This is a genomic window from Enterococcus sp. 9E7_DIV0242, assembly GCF_002140975.2.
Taxonomy (GTDB): Bacteria; Bacillota; Bacilli; order Lactobacillales; family Enterococcaceae; genus Enterococcus_L; species Enterococcus_L clewellii.
In genome coordinates, this window is sequence record NZ_CP147247.1 from 2686500 (window position 1) to 2709665 (window position 23166).

Here is a 23166-nt window from a genome sequence, read left to right on the forward strand (position 1 = left end):
GTTATCCACATTTTCTAACAAGCCGTGAATAATTTGTGGATATCTCATTTTTGTCCTTTTGCTTATTTTGGTTTTTCCATTGGTTTTTACACAAAAAAACAGGGTGTGAAAAAGTTTTCCACATCTCGTTTTTTTGTTGTGGATAATTATAGAAAAACTCTGATTTCATTGACTCTATTATCCATAAAAGTTTGTGGATAAGTATTTTTAAATGGAGTTTTCCACGATTCTTTTGACTGTTGGGGATAACTTTTTCCCCTTTTGTTAATTTATTTTCCACAATTCTTAATTGCCTGTGGAAAAAGTTCTCAAAAAATGCTAAAATCTTATTTGCGAATCATCCATATGAATCTCACTAAATCATTCATCATACCTAAAAATTTCTGTTGGTTTCTATAATAAACAATGGAAATTGTTTTTCATGCTGTTTATTAGTCGTTACATTCATATAGTTATACACAAAACTTTTCATACCCACTTATAAAGGAGGTCTCATACATGACAGATGTGGAAAGTTTCTGGAAAAGTTTAGAAACAGCCTATCAATCCGTTCTATCCGCTCCCAGCTTTGATGCATGGATAAAAACAACAAATCCGCTAAAACTGGAAAACGATCAGCTTTGGCTGGAAGTTCCTTCCGCCGTTCACAAAGATTACTGGGAAAAGAATCTGGCGGCTAAAATCGTTGAGATCGGTTTCCAGCTGACTGGAAGTGAAATTATTCCTCATTTTGTTGTCAGTGGTGACTCTGCCATGATGGCACCTGAATTGGAAGAACCAAAACCGGAACCAAAAGAATTTCTTGAACATGGGAAAAAAGCGATGCTGAATCCAAAATATTCCTTTGATACCTTCGTTATCGGTAAGGGAAATCAGATGGCTCATGCGGCCGCTCTCGTCGTTGCAGAAGATCCTGGTTCTATCTATAATCCTCTGTTTTTCTATGGAGGCGTAGGACTTGGAAAAACTCACTTGATGCATGCGATCGGTCATCAAATGCTACAAAATCAGCCAAATGCAAAGGTCAAATACGTCAGCAGTGAAACATTTACGAATGAATTCATTACCTCTATTCAAACAAAGAAATCAGAAGAATTTCGTAATGAGTATCGAAATGTAGATTTGCTGCTCGTCGATGATATTCAGTTTTTGGCAGAAAAAGAAGCAACCTTAGAAGAATTTTTCCATACTTTCAACGACTTATATAATGAAAACAAACAGATTGTTCTAACCAGTGATCGTCCGCCCAATGATATTCCGAAGTTACCGGAACGATTGGTGTCTCGTTTCGCTTGGGGACTTTCTGTCGATATTACTCCTCCTGATTTGGAGACTAGGATTGCGATTCTGCGGAAAAAAGCTGATGCAGAGCGATTGGAAATTCCTGACGATACACTGAGTTATATCGCAGGCCAAATCGATTCAAATATTAGAGAGCTTGAAGGTGCCTTGGTTCGGGTGCAGGCCTTTGCTACGATCAATGGTCAGGATATTACGACTAGCTTAGCTGCTGATGCATTGAAATCACTCAAATCAGCTGGGAACAAGAACGATTTATCCATCTTGCAAATCCAAGAGGAAGTAGCGAAATACTATCACATTCACCTGAAGGATCTAAAAGGGAAAAAGAGGGTCAAATCTATTGTTGTTCCCCGACAGATATCCATGTTTCTTTCTCGGGAAATGACCGATAGCTCCTTACCTAAAATTGGTGCTGAATTTGGTGGAAAGGATCATACAACTGTTATCCATGCGCATGAAAAAATTCAGCAATTGATGGAAAATGACCCGACAATCCAAAAAGAGGTAAATGAAATCAAGAATTTACTGAATCCTTGATTGTGGAAAACTTTCACAGTTCTTAAAAAGTTATCCACAAGTTATCCACAGTGGAAAAGTCCTGTATTCATTCTACTTTTTTACTTTTCCACACTATTAACAGGACCTACTACTTTTATTATCTTTTAATATATAATATAAAAGTATCTATGCTATATTTTGATAGCTATTATTCTAACTAAGAAGGAGTGTCGCTAACAATGAAATTAACCATCAAACGAAGTGTTTTCCTACAAGAATTACAAACAGTTCAACGAGCTATTTCTTCCAAAACGACAATCCCCATTTTAACAGGGGTAAAGATCGTACTAACAGATGAAGGATTATCATTGACAGGTAGTAATGCAGATATTTCTATAGAAAGCTTTTTGAGTGTTGAAGACGAGAAAGCGCAAATGACGATTGAACAGACAGGAAGCATTGTCCTGCAAGCTCGATTCTTTGGAGAAATCATCCGGAAACTTCCTGAAGATACCGTAACACTGGAAGTATTGGAAAATAATCAAGTAGCGATTACTTCTGGAAAAGCTGATTTTACAGTGAACGGACTGGATGCAGAAAATTATCCACACCTTCCGGTAATCGATGCCAAAAATCAAATTCAACTGCCGGTTCACCTGTTGACAAAAATCATTAATGAAACCAGCTTCGCTGTTTCTTTACATGAAAGCCGTCCTATTCTTACAGGGGTACACTTTGTTTTAGAAAATCAAAAGCTTCTAGCTGTAGCAACCGATTCTCACAGATTAAGTCAACGAATCATTCCAATTGAACAGGCTGTGGAAAACTTTAATATCGTTATTCCAGGAAAAAGCTTGCTTGAGCTTTCACGTTCATTTACAGATGAAGAAGAGATGGTTGAAATCAGCATCATGGAAAACCAAGTGTTGTTCAAAACAAAATCCATGTACTTCTATTCTAGATTGCTGGAAGGAAACTATCCTGACACCAATCGTTTGATTCCAACAAGCTTCAATACAGAAGTGGATATCTATGTACCAGAATTTTTATCAGCGATCGAGCGGGCATCTCTGCTATCTCATGAAGGACGTAACAATATTGTTCGTCTATCTGTTACTTCTGAGTCGGTCTTCCTTTATGGAAACTCTCCGGAAGTCGGAAAAGTGGAGGAGTCACTGAGCTATGAAAAAGTTTCCGGTGAGCCGTTGGAGATATCCTTCAATCCGGACTATATGAAAGCTGCCTTACGAGCATTCGGTGATACATCGATTACAATAAAATTCATTTCTGCAATCCGCCCATTTACATTGGAACCAACCGGAGCAGATCTTGATTTCATTCAGTTGATCACTCCTGTACGGACAAACTAATCTAAATAAATCGACCTCCCTTCATTTAATGAAGAGAGGTCGATTTTTATTGAGCTGTTTTTCTGAATTTTCCATAGAAACTTAAGAACAATTGACCAAGTAAGGTAATCAAACCAAGCAAAAGAAATACTTCGTTAAAATGCGCAGTAGTGAATTTTTCAATCAGCATACCACCAATGATAGGTCCCACCGTATTCCCAATCCGAACCATTTCAGATAGCCCAAAATAGAACCCTTTATCTTCCACAGTGGAAAAGCCATCAACTGAGTAATCAAAATTACTCCCTAAAAGTACTTCTCCTAAGCTTAAGGAAAGAACCATCGCTAAGAAAATCCCCCAGCTGCTACTTCGTGAAACCAACAGCAAGCTTAAACTAAACAGCATATTACTAACCATTAAGAGCTTTAATGGAGAGAAGCGTTGTGTGAAACGCAAAATAGGAAATTGTAAAATCAGAATCAATAGAGCATTCATGGAAAGCATGAGACTATACTTGCTGTTTCCGTTAGTGCCAAACATATCCGAGGTGAAAAATAGGGAAACCGTCGACTGAAACTGAGCATAGGCAAAATAGGAGAAGGCGATTCCCAGAAGAAAAACTAGAAATACTACTGTTCTTTGATTATCAGCAGGAACTACCTGTTTTGATTTTACATGTAGAGCTGAATTTTTTTCAGTGTTCTGTTGTTGATCCGTGAAAAAGTATCGATTAAGAAGAGCGGAGACTAGATAAGTCATTCCAAGTAAGATGTACATTTGCGCTGTGGACGTGTTGGGAAATAAAAGCTGCAGCAAAGGGCCTAGAAAAGCACCGATTGCTAGACAGGTGTATCTGAGGTTGAACACAAGCTTTCTATTATTTAGCGTGGAATGAAAGGATAGGACTTTTTTTACTGTAGACTCATAAGTCACATAACAAATGCCGTTTAGTCCATTTAATAATAGAAAGACCAGAAAATGGGAAGCAAAAGCAAAAGATAAATACACCATTCCCCAAAATAACGGCACTATATACAATGTTTTTTTCCAGCTGATGCGATCAGACAAGCGTCCACCAAAAGGGCCAAAAATTACGGTACAGAAAGGATTGATTCCGATAATCAGACTTAACTCCGTCGCTGAAAAATGAAAATTATTTGATAGATAAATCATCAAAAATGGCACACACATGAACATCGTAATTCGTGTAGCAATTGTTTCAGAAAGCAGTAGGATAATCTGTTTGTTCGTTTTTATTACACTCACCTCTTTTTTTCCTTATGGTATCATTGGAACTACGAGGTAGTTATTTTTGGTGAGTATTCTCACTACGAAGGAGGCGAAAAAATGGAACACTACGGAAAAACACTCAAGCAACTGAGAAAAGCCAGAAATCTGAGTCAACAGGAGCTCAGTGTAGGCATCATGAGCCGTTCCAATCTTTCACGTTTTGAAAATCAGGAATATATCCCGAGCTTTGATAAAGTGATACTGCTTTTAGAAAAGCTTGGTGTAGAGATGGATGAGTTTATTTATATCAATAACCAATACCAGACCACGTTGTATGAACAACTCTATGACCGTCTGATTTATGCGGAAAATAGAAGAAATCATGCAGAGCTTATGGAAGTAGCAGCTAAAATTACTGAGAGAAAGGAGAAGAATCGACGTTTTTATGAGCTGTATTTACTTTCTCAACTGGCGTTGTTGGAAAATGACTTGCGTTCAGAGCTGACGACTGATCAAATTTCACTAGAGATGAGGGCGGTTATACTAGATACTGAAAATTGGTTATTTGAAGATTTTAGACGATTGAACAATTTTCTGGGGATGTTTGATAGAGAAGAGGCGGTCTTTTTATATGGTCGTGCGGTAAAAGAATTCGAAAAGTATGAGGAGTTTCCCAGAGAGAACAATATTCGCATTTATTTGGCATTGAATCTGGGACAGCTGTTGGCAGAGCAAGAACAAGGAGCTCAAGCGACATTTTATTTTGAACAGGCAAAGGAATATGCTGGGAAGAGGAACAAGCTATTTCAACAGTTGACGATTGAAGCTTCTTTAGAAAAACTTTCTCAGCCTCAAATAGCTTCGGAAGAAAATAGAGGGTTTTTATCACTTTTAGCAGTATTGGAACAAATGGGCTATGAGGATACAGTAGCATCACTAAAAAAATACTATTCATAGATAAAACCAGGTGTTACTTTTCTGTATGAGTAGGAAACATATCACTTTTGCTAGAAACTAAGAGGTAAAAAATCTGTCTATTTTGCATTTATTATGTATATCCGCTATATTTTATTAAAAATAGTCTTTGTCGACAGAATTATTTTGATTGGGGGAGAGAAACATGCTGAATTATTGGTATGTCATCTATATTGCATTAACAGGTATGCTATTTCCATTAGCTAATGAGCTATTATTTTGGAAAAAACTGACACTTAAAAAGATTGTTATTTGGAATAGTGCAGTCATCCTTGCTATTTTCTCTTACCAGTTTCTCTTGGATCAAAAATATGTACAATTCAATTTTTTTGAGTATCAAATGGAAAGTTTTTTGATTGCTGCGCTCGGTTTTCTTTTTTCCTACCATTATCTTTTTAAGAATATAAAAGTAGCTTTATTTTTTACACTTGTATCGGATGTTTTTGGTAAATTAGTCTTGATTCTGATCCACAAGTTGGTTTTTCCGGAAGAAGCGGTGGGCTTTATAGATCGTTCAACAAGTGAGGACCAGCTGATGCTCGGGGTATTGGCGTTATTAGCCTCTTATATTCTATATATTGTCCTTATTCACTTATTCAAGAGGCGTGTGCAGGAAATTGCTGAAATTACGATTCTTTTTTTGATAAACCCGCGATTTACGCAATATGTGATTCCCAGCTTGCTCTTTTTGTTTATTGTACCGCTTTCTAATTATCTGACTGATCTGAATTTTGGTGTCCTTCCTTTCGTTTATGTATTGCTGATTCTGTTCTTTTCAGAATTGTTGATCATCAATCAAATTATTCAAAATACGATCACCTTCAAGATTCGTACAATGTACATTACGACATTGGAAGACTACAATAAAAATATGGCTGAAACGGCTAAAAATCTGTTGCTGTTCAAGCATGATTACAAGAATGTGCTCCTAACATTAGATAGTTTCATCGAAGCAAATGATATGAACGAGTTGAAACATTTCTTTACGGATGAGTTGATGCAGGAGAGTCGGCAAATCGATAAAGAGGACCAACAATATTTGGTGCTTTCACAAATAGATAATGCCATTATCCGCAGTTTGATTTTTTCGAAATATGTGGAGGCTAAAAGAAAAGATATCACATTTAGTATAGCAGTGACAGAACAAATTCAGACAATCTTTGAGCATCCAGTTGTTGTGACAAGAATTTTAGGAAATTTATTGGATAACGCAATAGAAGCTGCTGCTGAGAGTGAAAAAGCAACAGTCACACTTAAAATCAGCTATTTTTCTGAAAATGAACTTCAGCTGGTTCTTACAAACAGCGCCAAAGATTCGGATGCCGAGCTTGAGCAGCTAAAACAGCTGGGCTATTCGAGCAAAGCCCAGCATTCAGGTTTAGGTCTTGCGAGTATTCAAGCGTTGAGCACAGATCGGGTGTATGTTGACTATAAAAAAGGAACTGATTGGTTCGAAGCAACCGTCCATATTATCCTCTAGTGTGAACGGCTCTAAATAGCCCAGTGTAAAGATTCGTTGACCTTTACACTGGGCTATTTATATATTTATTGCTTTGCTTCAGTTAGTAATTGCTGCAGCTTTTCAGGATGGATCAAGTAATGGTTCGCATGTTTTTGAATCAATCCGTCCTCACGAAATTTTTTCAGTGTGTAGAGTAGATGCCTGTAACTGACGCCAAGATATTCAGCAATCTCTGTATGTTTTTCTTTGTAGAGGTCATCAACAGACACGGTCAGTAAAAGTTCTGCAAGTCGATACTTCAGCTCGAAGGTTTGATTGGTGGTAAAATGTTCCATCCGTTTCAATAGCTTTTTGCCAATATAGCGACTTAACATCTTTACAAAGGCAAGTTCATTCATCCATTCATTTTTTGCGTATTCTATTGGGAGTGCGAGGCAAACCGTTTGACCGATTGAAACAACATCTTTGGTTGTTTCTTCGGCACCAACTAATGTCAGCTCTCCTATAAAATCATGCTCTCCTAGGAATTGGAGAATCATGCGTTTGCCATTTGTCTGGTTTTTAAGGATCTTCGCTTTTCCGTCAAGAAGGTAAAAAAGATAACGTAAGTCTTCTGTTTCTCTATGGATAAACTCATTACTAGTGAATTCGACGATTAGGCTATGTGACAGAATTTCTTGGGTAAAAAAACTATCAGGCATAATCAGATTTTTTTGCGGGGAAACGAGATAAGCTGTTTTCTTCATAGATTTTCTCCTTTATGATGTGAGATATCTCATAGTTCTCTGAACTCATTTTAGCATACACTGACATTAATCAAGGAATAAGGAGTGTTGAAAATGACTGTTAAAAAAATTTTGTGGTCGTTGTTTTTCTATCTTATCAGTGCATTTGGTATCAGTCTAACGATTAAAGCGGCTGTTGGTGTAAGCAGCTTCAATTCACTAAATGTAGCACTTTCAGAGGTGACGAATTTAAAAGTTGGTACAATCACTACAATAATCAACCTAAGCTTTTTACTCGTTTGCTGGTTATTAGATAAGCAACGAAGTTGGAAAGGTTATCTATTGATGTTGTCTGCGCTATTGTGTTTTGGAACAGTGATCAATTTGATTTTGTACAATGTTTTAGTACATGTGTCAGTGACAGCTTACGGGTTACGGATAGTACTGTTTATACTAGGAACGGCAATTGCCGGTTTTGGTACAGGACAGGTACTTGTGTTGAACTATCTAAAATTCCCAATTGAAAATTTCTGTGTTTTAGTTGCAGATAGAACCAATAAAAGTTTTAAAACTTATCGCTATACGATTGATATCGTTTGTGTTTTCCTATCACTACTTCTATCGTTGCTTTTCCATTTACCAATCGTTGTCCGCGAAGGAACCTTGATTAGCTTATTCCTTCTTTCCAGTGTGATTGCTTGGTCGAGAAAATTACAGCTATTTCCAACAGAGGTACAGGAGACAGCAGTAGAGTAAGTAAGAGAATAAAAGCGGGGAGAAGTCTGGGACGAAAAATAAAGTCCCAGGCTTTTCTTGTCCAGCTACACAGAGAAACCTTTTCGGTATACTCCTTTATTGCCCGAAAGTTCGCAGTCTGTTCCTTTTTGATGCCATTTATTTTAAGATTTCCGAACGCAGTGTGACAGTTTTACTTGTAAAATTTTCATGGATTTTGGAAAAAAATGAAAATAACTGAAAAAGATTGTTGATTGAATTTGATTGTAAAATGCCATTTAAGAGATTTTTTTTCAAAATAATAGATTTTGTCATTTTTGCTTAGAATTGCTTAGAGCGAAAATTAGACGGATAAGTTTGTTTTATTCCTCAAAAAAGGGTATAATATTAAAGTAAAAGTGAATTTTAAATGAGGGATGAATTTTGAAAAAAACACTTATTTTAGAAACAGATTACATGACGCTTGGTCAGTTTTTGAAAGAAATCAATGTTATCAGCAGTGGCGGTCAGGCAAAATGGTATCTTGCTGACACTAGTGTTTTTGTAGATGGGGAACTGGAGAATCGTCGGGGAAGAAAGCTGTATCCCGGTATGATGATCGAAGTGCCTGAAGAAGGTACTTTTTTTATGGCAAAAAAAGAAGAGCCGACTGATGAGGCTGAATAGTATTTCTTTGAAGCATTATCGAAATTACAAAGATGCTTCATTGGAATTTCCTAAGTCACTGACGATTTTTTTAGGCGAAAATGCTCAAGGGAAAACCAATATGCTGGAAAGCATCTATGTACTTGCCATGACTCGCAGTCACCGAACAAGCAATGAAAAAGAGCTGATCGGCTTTGAGCATGATACCGCAAAAATCGAAGGCTCTGTAGAAAAGAATGCCGGAACAGTGCCACTCGAAATAATCATATCAAGTAAGGGCCGCAAGACCAAGGTCAATCATATTGAACAGAAGCGTTTGAGTTCGTATATCGGACAGTTGAACGTGATCCTGTTTGCACCTGAAGATCTATCGCTGGTCAAAGGTTCTCCCCAACTCAGAAGAAAATTCATAGATATGGAACTGGGGCAGGTCAATCCAATTTACTTGTATGATCTGGTCCAATATCAGTCTGTGCTGAAGCAGCGAAATCAATACTTAAAACAGTTAGCTGATAAACGTCAGACTGACACGGTTTATTTGGATATATTGACTGAGCAGCTGGCAGAATTTGGTGGTAAGGTGCTGTTTGCAAGACTTGTATTCATCAAAAAATTGGAGAGATGGGCCAATGAGCTGCACAAGCGAATCAGTCATGGTCGGGAAGAGCTTTCTATAGAGTATGCATCTAGCGTTGCTCTAAGTGAGGAAGACAATACGGTAGAAGCACTCCAGAAAACAATTTTGCAACAGTTACAAAGCAATAGAAAGAGAGAGCTTTTCAAGGCAACGACCTTTCTAGGGCCTCACAGAGATGACCTGATTTTTAATGTGAATGACCAAAATGTTCAAACGTATGGTTCACAAGGGCAGCAAAGAACAACTGCTTTAAGTGTCAAATTGGCTGAGATTGATTTGATGTATGCTGAGACCGGAGAATACCCGGTTCTGCTTTTAGATGATGTTATGAGCGAGCTGGATGATGAAAGACAGCTGCACCTATTGGAAGCAATTGAAGGGAAAGTTCAAACCTTCATTACAACGACGACACTGAATCATTTAACCAATAAAATTACTGTTGAGCCGGATATATTCCATGTTCGACAGGGAGAGATAGCGAGGGAATCATCGAATGACTGAAGAAGAAAAGAACATGAAAGAACGTGCCAAAGAGTATGATGCCAGCCAGATACAGGTTCTTGAAGGATTGGAGGCTGTTAGAAAGCGTCCCGGAATGTACATAGGCTCTACCAGTTCAGAAGGGCTGCATCACTTAGTCTGGGAAATCGTAGACAACTCGATTGATGAGGCGTTGGCCGGTTTTGCTACTAGCATTCAAGTAGTGATTGAAGAAGATAATAGTATCACTGTTATTGATGATGGCCGGGGGATTCCAGTCGGTATTCAGGAAAAAACCGGACGTCCGGCTGTAGAAACTGTCTTTACCGTGCTTCATGCCGGTGGTAAATTTGGCGGTGGCGGATATAAGGTATCTGGAGGACTGCATGGAGTAGGTTCCTCTGTCGTAAATGCTTTGTCAACGACCTTGGATGTAAAAGTGTATAAAGATGGAAAAATTTATTTTCAAGAGTTTCACCGTGGGGCAGTAGTCAGTGATCTTAAGGTAATTGACGAGACTGATCGTCATGGGACGACGGTCCATTTTATTCCCGATCCGGAAATTTTTACTGAAACTGTTGAGTTTAATTTTGATAAGCTGGCAACACGGGTACGTGAGCTGGCATTCTTGAATCGTGGCCTGAAAATCTCTATAGAAGATAAGAGAGACGAAACACCGAAGCTAAAGGAATACTACTATGAGGGTGGTATCAAGAGCTACGTGGAGTATCTAAATGGGACCAAAGAAGTCCTTTTTCCTGAACCGATTTTTATTGAAGGTGAACAACAGGATATCATGATCGAGGTATCCATGCAGTATACAGAAGGCTTCCATTCGAATATTCTTAGTTTTGCGAATAACATCCATACCTATGAAGGTGGGACACACGAATCTGGATTTAAGACATCTCTGACAAGAGTAATCAATGATTATGCTCGTAAACAGAAGATCATGAAAGATAATGATGAGAATTTGACCGGAGAAGATGTTCGTGAAGGATTGACTGCTGTTATTTCTATCAAGCATCCGGACCCTCAGTTTGAAGGACAGACAAAAACAAAATTAGGAAATTCAGAGGTTCGGACAGTAACCGATCGTTTGTTCTCTGAATATTTCGGGAAATTCCTGATGGAAAACCCAACAGTTGGGAAACAAATCGTAGAAAAAGGAATGCTTGCGTCAAGAGCACGTCTGGCTGCGAAAAGAGCTCGTGAAGTGACACGTCGTAAAGGCGCTTTAGAAATCAGCAATCTTCCAGGGAAATTAGCAGACTGTTCCAGTAAAGACCCGAAAAAATGCGAACTGTTTATCGTCGAAGGAGATTCTGCCGGTGGTTCAGCGAAGCAAGGACGTAGCCGTGAGTTTCAGGCGATTTTACCAATTCGTGGGAAAATTTTGAATGTTGAGAAAGCTAGCATGGACAAAATCCTTGCTAACGAAGAAATCCGTTCTTTATTTACAGCAATGGGTACAGGCTTTGGCGGCGACTTTGACGTATCAAAAGCACGTTACCACAAGCTTGTAATCATGACCGATGCCGATGTCGATGGTGCGCATATTCGAACACTTTTGCTCACACTATTCTATCGTTTCATGCGTCCAATTGTTGAAGCTGGATATGTCTATATCGCTCAGCCGCCATTATATGGTGTGAAACAAGGGAAGAAAATCACGTATATCCAACCCGGAAAAAATGCGGAGGAGGAGTTGGCAAAAACGATCGAATCATTACCAGCCTCTCCTAAGCCGACTGTTCAACGATACAAAGGATTAGGGGAAATGGATGACCATCAGCTATGGGAGACAACCATGGACCCTGAGAGACGTCTGATGGCACGTGTAAGTGTAGATGACGCAATCGAAGCGGATCAAATTTTTGAAACGCTGATGGGCGACAGAGTTGAACCGCGTCGGGCATTTATTGAAGAAAATGCCAGCTATGTTAAAAATCTGGATATTTAAGGAAGTCGGGACATGCGAATGTTCCACCCTATATTGATTAAAAGCAATACCAGAGGATATCGGATGTCAAAATGTTAAGGAGATAAATTCATGAGTGAAGAATTGCAAGAAAATATTCGCGACGTCAATCTGACCAGTGAAATGAAAGATTCCTTCATTGATTATGCGATGAGCGTTATTGTTGCTCGGGCATTACCTGATGTACGTGATGGTTTGAAACCAGTGCATCGCCGTATTTTATATGGGATGAACGAATTGGGTGTTACCCCGGATAAACCGCATAAAAAATCAGCACGTATCGTCGGGGATGTTATGGGTAAATACCACCCTCACGGAGACAGTGCGATCTATGAATCGATGGTTCGTATGGCACAGCCATTTAGCTATCGGTATATGCTTGTAGACGGTCACGGAAACTTTGGTTCTGTTGATGGCGATGGAGCTGCGGCAATGCGTTATACCGAAGCGCGTATGAGTAAAATGGCTTTGGAAATGCTACGTGATATCAATAAAAATACTGTTGATTACCATGGAAACTACGATGATTCAGAACAGGAACCAGATGTGCTGCCGGCTCGTTTCCCTAATCTTTTGGTTAATGGAACGACGGGGATTGCGGTTGGGATGGCAACGAATATTCCACCACATAACTTGAGAGAAGTTGTTGCAGCAATCGAGATCCTGATGGAAAATCCTGAGGCTACAACGAATGAATTAATGGAAGTATTACCTGGACCAGACTTCCCAACGGGTGGATTGGTTATGGGTAAATCAGGGATACGTCGGGCATATGAGACAGGTAGAGGATCGATCATTGTTCGTGCCAAGGTCGAATTAATGGATATGCCGAATGGTAAAGAACGTATCTTAGTAACAGAGCTACCGTATATGGTCAATAAAGCAAAACTGATCGAGCGTATTTCAGAGCTTCACCGAGACAAACGTATAGAAGGTATTACAGATTTGCGTGATGAATCATCTCGTGAAGGGATGCGTATTGTTATTGATGTGCGTCGTGACGTCAGTGCATCGGTTGTTTTGAATAACCTATACAAGCTGACTGCATTACAAAGTTCATTTGGCTTTAATATGCTGGCAATCGAAAAAGGTGTACCAAAAATTTTAGGCTTGAAACGTATTCTTGAGAATTATATAGAGCACCAACAAGTCGTTATCCGCCGTCGGACAGAGTTTGAAAAGAAAAAGGCAGAAGCACGTGCACATATCTTAGAAGGTCTGCGAATTGCTCTAGATCATATTGATGAGATTATTAAGATTATTCGTGGCGCGTCTTCAGATGATGAAGCCAAAACATCGATGATTGAGCGTTTCGAATTTTCTGATCGCCAAGCACAGGCAATTTTGGACATGCGTCTACGTCGTCTGACTGGCTTGGAACGTGAGAAAATCGAAAATGAGTATCAAGAGTTATTAAAACTTATCAACGAATTGAAAGATATTTTAGCAAAACCGGAAAGAATCGATGCGATCATCCGCGAAGAGCTGCTGGAAATCAGTGACAAATTTGGTGATGACCGCCGGACAGAGCTTTTAGTCGGCGAAGTATTGAGTCTTGAAGATGAAGATTTGATTGAAGAAGAAGAAATCGTGATCACATTAACAAATAATGGCTATATCAAGCGTTTAGCTAATAGTGAATTCCGTGCACAACGTCGTGGTGGACGTGGTGTTCAAGGGATGGGTGTTCACGATGATGATTTTGTGAAGAACTTAGTTTCTTGTTCAACACATGATACTTTATTGTTCTTTACTAATACAGGGAAGGTCTATCGTGCGAAGGGATATGAAATTCCTGAATACGGAAGAACTGCGAAAGGTATTCCGGTAATTAATTTATTGGGCATCGATTCCAGTGAAAGTATTCAAGCGATCATTTCTGTTACAGGCCAAGCCGAGGACGGACATTATCTGTTCTTTACAACAAGAAAAGGTACTGTGAAACGAACAAGTGTTACAGCCTTTTCAAATATCAGGAGCAATGGTCTGATTGCAATCGGTTTGAAGGATGAAGATGAGCTAGTAAATGTCTCCATGACTGATGGCAAACAAAACATGATTATTGGAACGCACAATGGTTACTCTGTGACATTTGATGAAACAACTGTCCGTGATATGGGTCGAAGTGCTTCCGGTGTTAGAGGGATCCGTTTGAGAGAGGACGATTACGTAGTTGGATCAGCTGTTTTAGCTGCTGAAGATGAAGTATTGGTTATCACTGAACAAGGATATGGAAAACGCACTAAGGCTTCTGAATATCCAGTTAAAGGACGTGGCGGTAAAGGGATTAAGACTGCAAATATTACGGCCAAAAATGGTCCGTTAGCTGGACTGACAACTGTTAAAGGGGATGAAGATATCCTGTTGATAACTGATAAGGGTGTCATTATTCGTTTCAACGTTGCAACAGTTTCTCAAACTGGTAGAGCAACATTAGGTGTTCGACTGATGAGAATGGAAAATGAAGCGAAAGTTGTAACAATGGCTGTTGTTGAGCCAGAAGAAATCGTAGAAGCTGAAAACGAAGAACAAACAACAACAGAGACACCGGAACAAACTGAGGAATAGAAGTAACTAGCGTTTGGGAGCCAAAATTCCCAAACGCTTTTTTTGTTGAATGAAAATAGTAGTGAGTAATAATTACGTATATTTACATGAAAGCCACAGAAGTGAAGGTTTAGAAAAACAAACGATCGGAAGCCAATTTATTTTCCAATAAAACGCTTATTGATTATCAGGTAGTACATTTTCAGAACACGAGATGAAAGTGTGATATTTACAAGAAAAATACTGGTTCATGTTATTTTTTGAATGAGAAGAAAACTAGTGAAAACACTTGATTTCATAAGGTTTTCCATGTATAATGAAAAATTGTGAGTAGTCTAATTTATTAGATAACTCTCCTTACTCTTAGCAAACTAAGAGTCTTAAAGTCCACAGGGAGGTGAAAATCAATGAGCCAAGTTACGAATTATGAAGTTATGTACATCATTCGTCCGAACATTGATGAAGAAGCAAAAACTGCTTTAGTAGAACGTTTCGACGCAATCTTGAAAGATAACGGAGCTGAAGTTATCGAATCAAAAGATTGGGAAAAACGCCGCTTAGCATATGAAATGAACGGATTCCACGAAGGCATCTATCATATCGTTAAAGTATCTTCTCCATCAACAGCAGGTGCAATCAACGAGTTTGATCGTCTTGCTAAAATCAATGATGATATCATTCGTCATATGATTATCAAAGAAGAAGCTTAAGAATGTTTCACGTGAAACATTTATTAGACGAAAGGAGATGCTAAAATGATTAACAATGTTGTACTAGTTGGAAGATTAACCAAAGATCCTGATTTACGTTATACTTCAAGTGGTTCTGCTGTTGCTACGTTTACGTTAGCAGTGAATCGTAATTTTACGAATGCAAGTGGAAACCGTGAAGCAGATTTCGTCAATTGTGTCATCTGGCGTAAACCAGCTGAAACTTTAGCTAACTATGCTCGAAAAGGAACATTACTGGGTGTTGTAGGTCGGATTCAAACTAGATCTTATGACAATCAGCAAGGCCAACGAGTGTATGTGACTGAAGTAGTCTGCGATAATTTCCAACTATTAGAGTCTCGTTCAACTTCTGAACAAAGACAGTCTCAAGATAATTCTTCTTTCAATTCGGGTGGAGGATTCAATAGCCAGCCACAGAATAATTTCTCAGGCCAAAATAACAACTTTAATAATAATCAATCATCTCAACCTCAGTCTAGCAACAACAACGGTAGCAGTGGTATGCCTGATTTCGATAGAGACTCCGATCCATTTGGTGGGTCAGGATCAACTATTGACATTTCAGATGATGATTTACCATTCTAAGAATTTTTGATAGGAGGGAAAAAGAATGGCACAACAAAGAAGAGGCGGACGTAAGCGTCGTAAAGTAGACTATATTGCAGCTAATCACATTGAGTACATCGATTATAAAGATATTGAATTGCTAAAAAAATTCATTTCTGAACGTGGAAAAATTTTGCCACGTCGTGTAACCGGTACTGGTGCTAAAAACCAACGTAAATTAACAATTGCGATTAAACGTGCTCGTATTATGGGATTACTTCCATTCGTAAGCGAAGAGCAATAAAATATATCATTAACGGACTGGGATTTCCTAGTCCGTTTTTATATACCCACATTTGAATTAGTTAAAGTTGAAGGGAATAAGATGAATGTTAATAGATGTATTCGATGTACTGCCCACTCATCAGCAGATGATAACGAAAAACAGAGTTGAAAGATGAGGTTGTGATAGAATTGATCAGCTTCAAACACAAAAAGTAGGTACTTTTCATCATCTGTTCTGCTCAAAAGAGCAATCACAGTGATTCTAAGCAATAAGGCGAAATTCACAGAAATGACAAGAATCACGGAATATTCCATTTCTATGTTGATTGATTCCTACTTGGTGCATCACAATTTTTGTTAACCAAGTAGGTATTGTTCATCATCTATTTTGCGTACAAACTAGTGGTTCTCAACAATTTCGACAATAAGTTTAACACTTCCGTTTCAGAGGTTGGGACAGAAGTCGGTTAGCTTCAAGCAATAAGAAGGAATTTACGGAAATTGTTCCGCAAATTTCGGCTTATTGTCGAAGAGCCTTGAAACACAGTGGTTTACCACTGATGTATTCTCGCTTGTGGCTCGTCGCAGATTAGGGCCTACGAGTGTTGAGCGGACATCGACGCAGCTCGCTGCTAGTAGTTACTGCCTCTGCGATTATTCGAAGCAAAGCAGGACATTTGAACCGCTTTTCTGTCCCACTGTTTATTCGGATTTAGGTATGCTAAGAGTCCGGGGCATTTATTTATGTCCCGAACTCTGGTTTATAAGGAAATAGAATTTTATCAGGTATATAACTTTTTTAAGTAACTAATGACAAGTATATGTGTTGTATTGCAGAATGAAAGCGGCAAGCGTTTCTTTTTGAAAGGTCTCGTGTATAATAGAACGTTGTCCTAGATTAGTATTAGGTAAAAATTGATAAAAGAGATAAAAGGGTTATAATGAAAGTTAAGAAGATTGACCTTTTTTTATTTAGGTGAAAAACCAATCATAAATCGATTATATATGCTTACTCTTAGACTTTGTTTCCGTTGGATAAACCCAATTTTGTGAGGGTATTGAGCGTTTATTGGTTAATAACAACAAAATAACTTAGGAATGTTTCACGTGAAACATTCTTTAAGGTATGATTCGCTTGGATTACAGGAAATATGGTAAAATAATTAGGGCATATCAAGAGATTCAAGAGGTATTTGATTTTTTTGGGAAGTGTAATGGAAATGTCTATAGATTCAATAGTTGTTTCCTGTCGCGTGCAATAAGATAAGTACCTAAGTGGAACTAATAACTTCTCGTGTAAGGAACGGTCTAACAAAATCTATAGAGAGGTAAATCATAACTTATTGTGAGCTATGTAAAATTTTTAAATGAAAAAAGATTTGCCACTAGACTTCATAATCAGGTTCTAGTATTGTGTTCGGATTTACATAGGTTGGAGGCTGTATAATGAAACAGACAAGGTTAAAGAGAATTACTCTTTTCTTTATATTCTTATTCATTTTTCAAATGGGGCTAGTCTTTTTCTTGAGTAATAAGGTGATAATTATTGCTATTCTGGCTGTGATTAATTTGTACTTAATCAACCGGATTTTGAACTTGATTAAAAGACTGGAATTATCAAACATAGAAAAGATAAGAGAGGCAACGATCAATGCAGAGGATTCAATTGACTTTGCTATAAATGAAGTGCCTGTGGGGATTATTACTTATAATGAAAGAACAAAGCAACCAATATGGTTAAATCCCTATGCAGAAGAAGTCTTTTATTCTTCTGAGGAACATCAGTTAATGCTGACGAAGGAAGATATCTTATCGTATATTTCATCATTTGAAAAAGGGAAAGATATATTTAAAGTTGGTAATGAGATATTTCGTTTTAAAATGAATATGGAACAAAAGACAATTACCTTTGAAAATATTACACAAGAGAGTACATTGTATCAAGAGAAAAAAGCAATGCAGACAGCTATTGGTATTGTGTCAGTTGATAATTACGATGATGTTACTGATAATATGGATGTAAAGCAAGTATCCTATTTAAATAGCTTTATAACGACGATGATTTCAGATTGGCTAGAAGAATACAAGGTATTCTATAAGCGATTGAACGCAGAACGCTACATATTTGTTAGTCAATTAGAAGATGTTGAAAAGATGATGAGTGCCAAATTCCAAATTCTTGACGATATACGGAAACAGACTGCTGAACAGGGAATTATGGGTATTACTCTTAGTATTGGAATATCCTATGGTGGCGATACATTGGATGTTACAGGAACTGCAGCTCAAACAAGTCTGGATATGGCCCTCGTAAGAGGCGGCGATCAAGTCGTTGTAAAGGAAGCGAATGGAAATAGTAAGCCAGTATATTTTGGTGGGAAATCTGCTTCTGTAGCGAAAAGAACGCGTGTTCGTTCTAGAGCGATGAGTACAGCGATCCAAGGACTTATCCAGGAATCTCCAGATGTTTATATTATGGGCCATCAATTTCCAGATATGGATGCTATCGGTTCAGCATTTGGTGTAGCTAAACTGGCAAAATTCTACGATAAAGCTGCTTGGGTCATATTAGATGAAGAGCAAAATATTCCAGATACTTCTCGTGTACTGGAAGAACTGGAAGGGCATCCAGATTTGCAGCAGCAAATCCTCTCACCAAAAGAAGCGATGAAAAGGATGAAAAATGATAGCCTACTAATTATGGTAGATTATCATAAACCATCGCTATCTATTTCAAAAGAACTATATGACAAATTCAATCGAGTGGTGATTATTGATCATCATAGACGAGGGGATGAATTCCCTGACAAGTCACTGTTATCTTATATAGAATCATCTGCATCATCTGCTTCAGAGCTTGTAACAGAGCTTCTAGAATATCAAAGCAATACAGTCAATAGTAAGCTAGATAAGTTTGATGCGACCTTGTTGCTTGCAGGAATTGTCGTAGATACAAAAAGCTTCAGTGTTCGAACAACGGCTCGAACATTTGATGTTGCCAGTTATTTAAGAACTTGTGGAGCGGATTCATCTTTAGTACAATATTTATTAAGCTCTGACTTAGCCAGCTACCTGGAAATGAGCTTACTGATTTCTAAAACCGAATACGTTACAGAAGATACCGTGCTTGTTGTTGGGGAAGAAGACAAGGAGTACGATAGTGTTGAAGCTGCTAAAACGGCAGATACGTTGTTATCGATGGCAGGGATAAATGCGGCCTTCGTTATTACCAGAAGACTTGATAAGAAAATTGGCATTAGTGCGCGTAGTAATGGGTCAATAAATGTCCAACTGATTATGGAAGCCTTAGGTGGCGGTGGCCATTTTACCAATGCAGCAACACAAATTTCTTCTGGTAGCATAAGTGAGGCGAAAGCAACACTATTGGAAGTCATTCATAAAAATATAGATGAAATGTATGATAAGGAGTGAAGGGATAATGAAAGTAATATTTCTACAGGACGTAAAGGGTAAAGGGAAAAAAGGCGACATTAAAGAAGTGCCAACGGGTTATGCGCAAAACTACCTAATCAAAAATGGTCTGGCACAGGAAGCGAACAAAGGGAGTATCAGCGCGCTATCCGGACAGAAAAAGGCCCAAGAAAAACAAGCAGCTGAAGTTTTAGCAGAAGCTGAAAAAATGAAAGAATTTTTAGAAAAAGAAGAAACTGTAATTGAGATCAAAGCCAAGGCAGGAGAGGACGGTCGTCTTTTCGGTTCGATTCCATCGAAACAGATCAATGAGGCGTTGAGCAAACAATATAAGGTAAAGCTTGATAAAAGAAAGATGGAGCTGTCACAGCCAATCCGTACATTAGGTTTTACCAAGGTTCCTGTGAAGTTGCATCACGATGTAACAGCTGTATTGAAAGTACATGTAGTGGAAGAATAAGATAGAGAAAATCAGTAAGAGAATCGTCGATACAGATGTGAATGTATCGGTGGTTCTCTTACGAAGTTTGAAGAGGTCCTTTCAAGTGCAGCGAAGGTTTTAACCATATACTTTTTCTATGATTCTTGATAGAATAGAAAGACTAGAGAAATTCATTGTAGGAGAGATAAATAGATGAACGAAGTATGGCAGGATCGAGTACCTCCTCAGAGTATAGAGGCAGAGCAAGCTGTTTTGGGTTCTGTTTTTTTGGATGCGGAAGTAATAATAGATGCAATGGAATACATAGAGCCAAAGGATTTTTATCGCCGTAATCATCAATTGATTTTTCAGGCAATGATTACCTTGAATGAACGAAATGAAGCAGTGGATGTCGTAACGGTCAAAAACAAGCTGGAAGAAGAGAATTTGCTGGAGGATGTAGGCGGTCTGAGTTATTTATCTGAGCTGGCCTTGTCTGTCCCGACAGCTGCCAATATTTCTCACTATGCAAAGATCGTTGAACAGAAATCTTTGCTGCGTAATTTGATCCATACGGCAACAGAGATTGTAACGAAAGGATTTGAGCAAGGAGAAGACGTTGAAACGATTTTGGATGATGCAGAAAGAAGTATTCTTGAAGTATCTGAGAAGCGAAATCGAAGTGGCTTTTTATCGATTGCAGATGTGTTGAATACAACTATTGCCAATATCGATCAGTTGTATCAACAAAATGAAGATATCACTGGTCTGCCAACCGGCTACCAGGCACTGGATAAGATGACGGCTGGATTACAGGCTGAAGAGCTGATTATTCTGGCTGCACGACCAGCCGTAGGTAAAACAGCTTTTGCCTTGAACATTGCCCAAAATGTTGGGACAAAAACGGATCGTGGTGTAGCGATTTTTAGTCTGGAAATGGGTGCGGAGTCTTTGGTAAACAGAATGCTCTGCGCTGAGGGCTCCATAGAAGCCAGTCACTTAAGAACAGGACAATTATCAGAAGAAGAGTGGCAGAACCTAATCATCGCCATGGGGAGCCTCTCACGAGCAAATATATACATCGATGATACACCGGGGATCAAAATTTCTGAGATTCGCGCAAAGTGTCGAAAACTGGCACAGGAAAAAGGAAATTTGGGTCTGATTCTGATTGACTATCTTCAATTAATTGAAGGATCTGGGAAAGAAAACCGACAACAAGAGGTATCTGATATCTCTCGTCAGCTGAAAAAGCTGGCTAAGGAATTGAAAGTACCTGTTATTGCTTTGTCTCAGCTCTCCCGTGGTGTGGAGCAGCGACAAGATAAACGACCGGTTCTGAGTGATATTCGTGAGTCTGGATCGATTGAGCAGGATGCGGATATTGTTGCATTCCTTTATCGCGATGATTATTACGAGCGTAGCGGAGAAGATGGGGATGACGACAGAGAACCGCCTGAAATCGATAATGTGGTGGAAGTAATCATAGAAAAAAACCGTAGTGGTGCTCGAGGAACAGTAGAGCTCTTGTTTATTAAGGAATACAACAAGTTCTCGTCACTTTCTCCACGGGCAGAGTTTTAAATGGAATGAGTATTTGAAAAAATCATACAGTGTTTATGGACTGAGGCGCCCTGTTGTGCTCTCAGTCTCTTTTTTTATAAAGAAAGAGTACGCAAAAGTCTATTATTGCTATTAAAATTCGTATTTTTTCACTGAAATTTAGAATTGAAAGAATATAGTTCGTGTTTTAGCTCGAAAATGTTTTTTATTTCGATTAATATTCGATTTTACGTTGAAAACTTCAGGTATTGCTGATACAATGTACACGGACCAAATAATATAGAATGAGGTGCTTTAATGTCATCTGTAGTAGTAGTTGGAACACAATGGGGCGATGAAGGAAAAGGAAAGATCACGGATTTTCTAAGCGAGAATGCGGAAGTGATCGCACGTTATCAAGGTGGAGATAATGCCGGACATACGATTAAATTTGATGGTACGACCTATAAACTACACCTCATCCCATCGGGTATTTTTTATAAAGATAAAATCAGTGTAATTGGAAATGGTGTTGTAGTTAATCCGAAATCATTGGTTAAAGAATTGGCTTATTTGAAGGAAAATAATGTTGCAACAGACAATCTGAGAATTTCAGATCGTGCACATGTCATCCTTCCTTATCATATTAAATTGGATCAGCTGCAAGAAGATGCAAAGGGCGATAACAAGATCGGAACAACAATTAAAGGGATCGGACCTGCATACATGGATAAGGCTGCCCGTGTAGGTATTCGTGTGGCAGATTTACTGGACAAAGAAATATTTGAAGAACGTTTGAAAATCAATTTGGAAGAAAAAAATCGTTTGTTTGTAAAAATGTTCGACAGCGAAGAAATTTCTTTTGAGGATATCTTTGAAGAATACTATGCGTACGGACAGGAAATCAAAAAATATGTAACAGATACATCTGTTATCCTGAATGATGCGTTAGACGAAGGCAAACGTGTTCTTTTTGAAGGAGCACAAGGGGTAATGCTTGATATCGATCAAGGAACCTACCCATTTGTTACGTCTTCTAATCCAGTTGCCGGTGGAGTGACGATCGGAAGCGGTGTTGGCCCTTCAAAAATCAATAAGGTCGTAGGCGTTTGTAAAGCCTATACTTCTCGTGTAGGAGACGGCCCGTTCCCAACAGAATTGTTCGATGAAACAGGGGATAGAATCAGAGACATCGGAAAAGAGTACGGGACAACAACTGGCAGACCACGTCGTGTTGGTTGGTTTGATACAGTTGTAATGAGACATTCAAGACGAGTTTCCGGTATTACGAATCTGTCGCTAAACTCGATCGATGTTTTGAGTGGGTTGAAAACAGTAAAAATTTGTACAGCTTACGAATTGGATGGAGAATTGATTTATCATTATCCGGCAAGTCTGAAAGAGCTAAGCCGTTGCAAACCTGTATATGAAGAACTACCAGGTTGGGAAGAGGACATTACTCAGTGCAAGACGTTATCTGATCTACCAACGAATGCAAGAAATTATGTGCATCGTATTTCAGAACTAGTAGGGGTTCGTATTTCTACTTTCTCAGTAGGGCCTGACCGCAACCAGACCAATGTTTTGGAAAGCGTCTGGGCACAGATTTAACGTATAGTGAAATAAATGATGTATAAAAGAA

The 23166-nt window shown here is 38.6% G+C and carries 18 protein-coding genes; 16 read left to right on the forward strand and 2 right to left on the reverse strand.

Annotated features, from left to right (window positions below):
- Window positions 1–498 precede the first annotated feature (498 nt).
- Together dnaA and dnaN are read left to right on the forward strand one after the other, a co-directional pair.
- Window positions 499–1839, forward strand: a complete 1341-nt coding sequence (gene dnaA / locus A5888_RS12815) for a chromosomal replication initiator protein DnaA (protein ID WP_086348441.1) — start codon at window positions 499–501, stop codon at window positions 1837–1839.
- A 200-nt stretch (window positions 1840–2039) separates the two neighbouring features.
- The gene (gene dnaN, locus A5888_RS12820; protein WP_086348442.1) at window positions 2040–3170 is read left to right on the forward strand and encodes a DNA polymerase III subunit beta; all 1131 of its coding nucleotides are present in this window, start codon (window positions 2040–2042) and stop codon (window positions 3168–3170) included.
- Between the two features lie 46 nt (window positions 3171–3216).
- Here the strand turns inward: dnaN and A5888_RS12825 are convergent, their stop codons facing one another.
- Window positions 3217–4416 (reverse strand): MFS transporter, encoded by a 1200-nt coding sequence (locus A5888_RS12825; protein ID WP_086348443.1) that lies wholly within the window; start codon window positions 4414–4416, stop codon window positions 3217–3219.
- 81 nt (window positions 4417–4497) lie between these two features.
- On the opposite strand from A5888_RS12825, the gene A5888_RS12830 reads away from it, so the two are divergent.
- Together A5888_RS12830 and A5888_RS12835 are read left to right on the forward strand one after the other, a co-directional pair.
- Window positions 4498–5337 (forward strand): Rgg/GadR/MutR family transcriptional regulator, encoded by an 840-nt coding sequence (locus tag A5888_RS12830; protein ID WP_086348444.1) that lies wholly within the window; start codon window positions 4498–4500, stop codon window positions 5335–5337.
- Between the two features lie 163 nt (window positions 5338–5500).
- Window positions 5501–6835: a sensor histidine kinase gene (locus A5888_RS12835; protein WP_086348445.1), complete on the forward strand. Its 1335-nt coding sequence runs from the start codon at window positions 5501–5503 to the stop codon at window positions 6833–6835.
- Between the two features lie 65 nt (window positions 6836–6900).
- Here the strand turns inward: A5888_RS12835 and yeiL are convergent, their stop codons facing one another.
- Entirely contained in the window at window positions 6901–7563 is a 663-nt protein-coding gene (gene yeiL, locus A5888_RS12840) for a transcriptional regulator YeiL (protein ID WP_086348439.1), read from the reverse strand.
- Between the two features lie 93 nt (window positions 7564–7656).
- Here yeiL and A5888_RS12845 point away from each other — a divergent pair, with 93 nt between their 5' ends.
- From A5888_RS12845 to A5888_RS12900, 12 genes are all read left to right on the forward strand, one after another.
- Window positions 7657–8298: a YczE/YyaS/YitT family protein gene (locus A5888_RS12845; RefSeq protein ID WP_086348440.1), complete on the forward strand. Its 642-nt coding sequence runs from the start codon at window positions 7657–7659 to the stop codon at window positions 8296–8298.
- A 402-nt stretch (window positions 8299–8700) separates the two neighbouring features.
- On the forward strand, window positions 8701–8943 hold the full coding sequence (gene yaaA / locus A5888_RS12850) for a S4 domain-containing protein YaaA (protein WP_086348446.1): 243 nt from the start codon (window positions 8701–8703) through the stop codon (window positions 8941–8943).
- Window positions 8930–10060 (forward strand): DNA replication/repair protein RecF, encoded by a 1131-nt coding sequence (gene recF / locus A5888_RS12855; RefSeq protein ID WP_086348447.1) that lies wholly within the window; start codon window positions 8930–8932, stop codon window positions 10058–10060. The genes yaaA and recF overlap by 14 nt, the downstream gene beginning before the upstream one ends.
- On the forward strand, window positions 10053–12002 hold the full coding sequence (gyrB, locus tag A5888_RS12860) for a DNA topoisomerase (ATP-hydrolyzing) subunit B (RefSeq protein ID WP_086348448.1): 1950 nt from the start codon (window positions 10053–10055) through the stop codon (window positions 12000–12002). The genes recF and gyrB overlap by 8 nt, the downstream gene beginning before the upstream one ends.
- Before the next feature lie 90 nt (window positions 12003–12092).
- A complete protein-coding gene (gyrA, locus tag A5888_RS12865; RefSeq protein ID WP_086348449.1) occupies window positions 12093–14588 on the forward strand; it encodes a DNA gyrase subunit A in 2496 nt (831 codons plus the stop codon).
- Window positions 14589–14974: 386 nt separating this feature from the next.
- The gene (gene rpsF, locus A5888_RS12870; protein ID WP_086348450.1) at window positions 14975–15277 is read left to right on the forward strand and encodes a 30S ribosomal protein S6; all 303 of its coding nucleotides are present in this window, start codon (window positions 14975–14977) and stop codon (window positions 15275–15277) included.
- A gap of 45 nt (window positions 15278–15322) precedes the next feature.
- Entirely contained in the window at window positions 15323–15883 is a 561-nt protein-coding gene (gene ssb / locus A5888_RS12875; RefSeq protein ID WP_086348451.1) for a single-stranded DNA-binding protein, read from the forward strand.
- 25 nt (window positions 15884–15908) lie between these two features.
- The gene (gene rpsR / locus A5888_RS12880; protein ID WP_086348452.1) at window positions 15909–16148 is read left to right on the forward strand and encodes a 30S ribosomal protein S18; all 240 of its coding nucleotides are present in this window, start codon (window positions 15909–15911) and stop codon (window positions 16146–16148) included.
- 1427 nt (window positions 16149–17575) lie between these two features.
- Entirely contained in the window at window positions 17576–19561 is a 1986-nt protein-coding gene (locus tag A5888_RS12885; protein ID WP_086348453.1) for a DHH family phosphoesterase, read from the forward strand.
- 7 nt (window positions 19562–19568) lie between these two features.
- On the forward strand, window positions 19569–20021 hold the full coding sequence (gene rplI, locus A5888_RS12890; protein WP_086348454.1) for a 50S ribosomal protein L9: 453 nt from the start codon (window positions 19569–19571) through the stop codon (window positions 20019–20021).
- Window positions 20022–20195: 174 nt separating this feature from the next.
- Window positions 20196–21566 (forward strand): replicative DNA helicase, encoded by a 1371-nt coding sequence (gene dnaB / locus A5888_RS12895; protein ID WP_086348455.1) that lies wholly within the window; start codon window positions 20196–20198, stop codon window positions 21564–21566.
- A 276-nt stretch (window positions 21567–21842) separates the two neighbouring features.
- Window positions 21843–23135 (forward strand): adenylosuccinate synthase, encoded by a 1293-nt coding sequence (locus A5888_RS12900; protein ID WP_086348456.1) that lies wholly within the window; start codon window positions 21843–21845, stop codon window positions 23133–23135.
- Window positions 23136–23166 lie beyond the last annotated feature (31 nt).

What these genes read in the sequence shown, in the direction of transcription:
- dnaA (WP_086348441.1), top strand. Translation starts at nt 499, where the DNA reads ATGACAGATGTGGAAAGTTTCTGGAAAAGTTTAGAAACAGCCTATCAA.
- dnaN (WP_086348442.1), top strand. Translation starts at nt 2,040, where the DNA reads ATGAAATTAACCATCAAACGAAGTGTTTTCCTACAAGAATTACAAACA.
- A5888_RS12830 (WP_086348444.1), top strand. Translation starts at nt 4,498, where the DNA reads ATGGAACACTACGGAAAAACACTCAAGCAACTGAGAAAAGCCAGAAAT.
- A5888_RS12835 (WP_086348445.1), top strand. Translation starts at nt 5,501, where the DNA reads ATGCTGAATTATTGGTATGTCATCTATATTGCATTAACAGGTATGCTA.
- yeiL (WP_086348439.1), bottom strand. Translation starts at nt 7,563, where the DNA reads ATGAAGAAAACAGCTTATCTCGTTTCCCCGCAAAAAAATCTGATTATG.
- A5888_RS12845 (WP_086348440.1), top strand. Translation starts at nt 7,657, where the DNA reads ATGACTGTTAAAAAAATTTTGTGGTCGTTGTTTTTCTATCTTATCAGT.
- recF (WP_086348447.1), top strand. Translation starts at nt 8,930, where the DNA reads ATGAGGCTGAATAGTATTTCTTTGAAGCATTATCGAAATTACAAAGAT.
- gyrB (WP_086348448.1), top strand. Translation starts at nt 10,053, where the DNA reads ATGACTGAAGAAGAAAAGAACATGAAAGAACGTGCCAAAGAGTATGAT.
- gyrA (WP_086348449.1), top strand. Translation starts at nt 12,093, where the DNA reads ATGAGTGAAGAATTGCAAGAAAATATTCGCGACGTCAATCTGACCAGT.
- rpsF (WP_086348450.1), top strand. Translation starts at nt 14,975, where the DNA reads ATGAGCCAAGTTACGAATTATGAAGTTATGTACATCATTCGTCCGAAC.
- ssb (WP_086348451.1), top strand. Translation starts at nt 15,323, where the DNA reads ATGATTAACAATGTTGTACTAGTTGGAAGATTAACCAAAGATCCTGAT.
- rpsR (WP_086348452.1), top strand. Translation starts at nt 15,909, where the DNA reads ATGGCACAACAAAGAAGAGGCGGACGTAAGCGTCGTAAAGTAGACTAT.
- A5888_RS12885 (WP_086348453.1), top strand. Translation starts at nt 17,576, where the DNA reads ATGAAACAGACAAGGTTAAAGAGAATTACTCTTTTCTTTATATTCTTA.
- rplI (WP_086348454.1), top strand. Translation starts at nt 19,569, where the DNA reads ATGAAAGTAATATTTCTACAGGACGTAAAGGGTAAAGGGAAAAAAGGC.
- dnaB (WP_086348455.1), top strand. Translation starts at nt 20,196, where the DNA reads ATGAACGAAGTATGGCAGGATCGAGTACCTCCTCAGAGTATAGAGGCA.
- A5888_RS12900 (WP_086348456.1), top strand. Translation starts at nt 21,843, where the DNA reads ATGTCATCTGTAGTAGTAGTTGGAACACAATGGGGCGATGAAGGAAAA.